The following is a 2,242-nucleotide window of genomic DNA, read 5'->3' as shown; positions in this document are numbered from 1 at the left end:
GCCATGCATAGCAGGAGAAATAAAAGTTGCAGGCTATGGCGCTGAAGGCGGAAGTAAAAATGAAGATCATCCCTATGTAATGCTTTTAGGCTATCTGGCAATATTATTTATTTACTTTGATAGAATTGGAAAGGCAAGAATGAGTATGAATGCACCAACCGGTACTGATCGTAATGCTCATAGACGAGTAATAGTGGCAAAAGAAGATTGAAAATTCTATTTCGGAAATTTTAATACGTTTAATTATGGGCTTTAGTGATGAGAAGAGAACAAATAATTTTGAGGAATCCAGCAGGAAGTTTATACGTAATGGTTCCTTCATTCAAGACAACCGGCCAAAAACAATTCAAAAAAAAACGAATAATACCAATTTAACTTGTTAAAGCCGTAATTATTTTGTATATTTATAGATGTCCACAGCAAGAATATTCCCAATAAAAGAGAGTCCTTCCGAACTGATTTCACTTCGAAAAAAACAAACTGTATACCGTATTGAAAAAAGAATAATTTGGCTTTTAGAATTACAAAAAGATAAATTTAAAACCCGGGAAGCATTAGCAACTTATTTGAATATAAATTTACGCACGCAAGAGCGTTGGATTCTACGATATATATCTGGTGGGATAGATGAATTATTGACAGACAAGCCTAAAAATATTTGCTCAAGAATCATCACATCAGAAATTCATCAAGGATTATCAAAACGAGTAAACTCAAGCGAACAACCTTTTTTAGGTTACTGGGATGCTGTTCAATGGGTTCAAAGTGAGTACAATGTTAACATACAGTACCATAATTTAAGAAAATATTTAATTCAGCATTTTAAGACTAAGTTAAAAACGCCAAGAAAATCTCATTATAAGAAAGATGATCAAGCGGTAGATGCTTTTTTAAAAACTTCCTAATACGCTAGATGACATTAGAATTAGTCTAAATAAAGATAAGTATTCTAGTGTCAATTTATATTTTCAAGATGAAGCTAGATTTGGAATGATGACACATCTTGGAAGGTATTTAACAGCTTCGGGAATAAAACCGATTGTGTCGTATCAACATGTATTTAAAACCACCTACCTATATGGAAGCTATTCGCCAATCAATGGCGATAGTTTTGTCTGGGAAATTAACGGTGTAAATACTACTATATTTGAATCTTACCTCAAAGAATTTTCACAATATAAACCAAATGAATATAAAATTGTTGTCATTGATAACGCTGGTTTTCATTCAACAAAAAATATAGAGATCCCTGAAAATATTTTTCTTTTAAGAATACCTCCATATGCACCTGAACTGAATCCTTGTGAACAAATTTGGCAATATATTAAGAATCGTTATAAAAATAAACGATTTAAAACCATGAAAAAATTAACAGAATGGCTGCATAATATGGTAAATAAAATGAGTCCAGAAACTATTAAATCTATCACTGGAAATTATCATTATACAAATGCCTTTAATGCGACATTAAAAAATTAAATTGGTATAAGGTCCTCAAATTAGCTCACTAAGTAAAAATTTAAAATAAAAAAATATATAAACGCATGACGATTTTATCGGATGCGTTTTTTTATATTAAATTTTCCTGCTATCCCTTCCTCATTTTCGGTAGCAACTACTCTGTCTTTTTTGGAAAATTTTTTAGTTCTAAGATACATTTTTTGGACGGGATCCATTTATTTTGATATTGTGAGACAGAATGTTTAATTTCCATCATTCAACTTATCAATAAAATAAGAGGGATTGATTCCTGTGATTTTTTTAAAAATTTTAGAGAATGAAGAGCCATTAGAATAGCCTATGTCTTTTGCTATAGCATCTAATGAATGCCTTCTTAGTTTTGAATTATTCCTTAGCTCCACGACTATAAAATCAATTCTTAATTTGTTGAGATAGTCTTTAAATGATTGATGTTTATTTTTATTTATTGTCTTAGACACATAAGAAGTATTACTATTTAATTTATTTGCAACATATTTTAAATCAAAATTTGATTGTAAAAAAGTTTTATTTTCTTCTATTCTTTCTAATCCTAAAAGGATACCCTCAGTAATAGCATCTTTAAGAATTAAATCACTTCTTTTTTTATGAGATTGTTTTTCTTTTTTATTTAATTCTATAATTAAAGCTTCAAATTTTGTATTTAATTTTTTTTCTACAATAAATTGCCTTAACAAAATTAGAATAAACAGGCCTACAGAAATAATAAAAATAGTTCTCAAGCTTAATAATTGCCGTTTCT

General features: G+C 29.2%; 4 protein-coding genes. 3 read left to right on the top strand and 1 reads right to left on the bottom strand.

What is annotated here, in order from left to right:
* From V3V28_RS06820 to V3V28_RS06810, 3 genes are all read left to right on the top strand, one after another.
* The coding region (locus V3V28_RS06820; protein WP_331364270.1) for a hypothetical protein at positions 1-211 on the top strand (211 nt) is incomplete at its 5' end.
* A 199-nt stretch (positions 212-410) separates the two neighbouring features.
* A complete protein-coding gene (locus V3V28_RS06815) occupies positions 411-905 on the top strand; it encodes a transposase (protein WP_331364269.1) in 495 nt (164 codons plus the stop codon).
* A gap of 13 nt (positions 906-918) precedes the next feature.
* A complete protein-coding gene (locus V3V28_RS06810) occupies positions 919-1,479 on the top strand; it encodes an IS630 family transposase (RefSeq protein WP_331364271.1) in 561 nt (186 codons plus the stop codon).
* Between the two features lie 224 nt (positions 1,480-1,703).
* Here V3V28_RS06810 and V3V28_RS06805 read toward each other — a convergent pair.
* Positions 1,704-2,242, bottom strand: a 539-nt coding sequence (locus V3V28_RS06805) for a helix-turn-helix domain-containing protein (protein ID WP_331364268.1), incomplete at its 5' end; no start/stop codon positions are given.

It is taken from the genome of Polaribacter sp., from assembly GCF_036480315.1.
Taxonomy (GTDB): Bacteria; Bacteroidota; Bacteroidia; order Flavobacteriales; family Flavobacteriaceae; genus Polaribacter.
The sequence above is the reverse complement of the archived record's forward strand: the minus strand, read 5'-3'. Positions and strand labels throughout refer to the sequence as shown.

Coding starts and splice junctions, on each gene's coding strand:
- V3V28_RS06815 (WP_331364269.1), top strand. CDS start 411: ATGTCCACAGCAAGAATATTCCCAATAAAAGAGAGTCCTTCCGAACTG.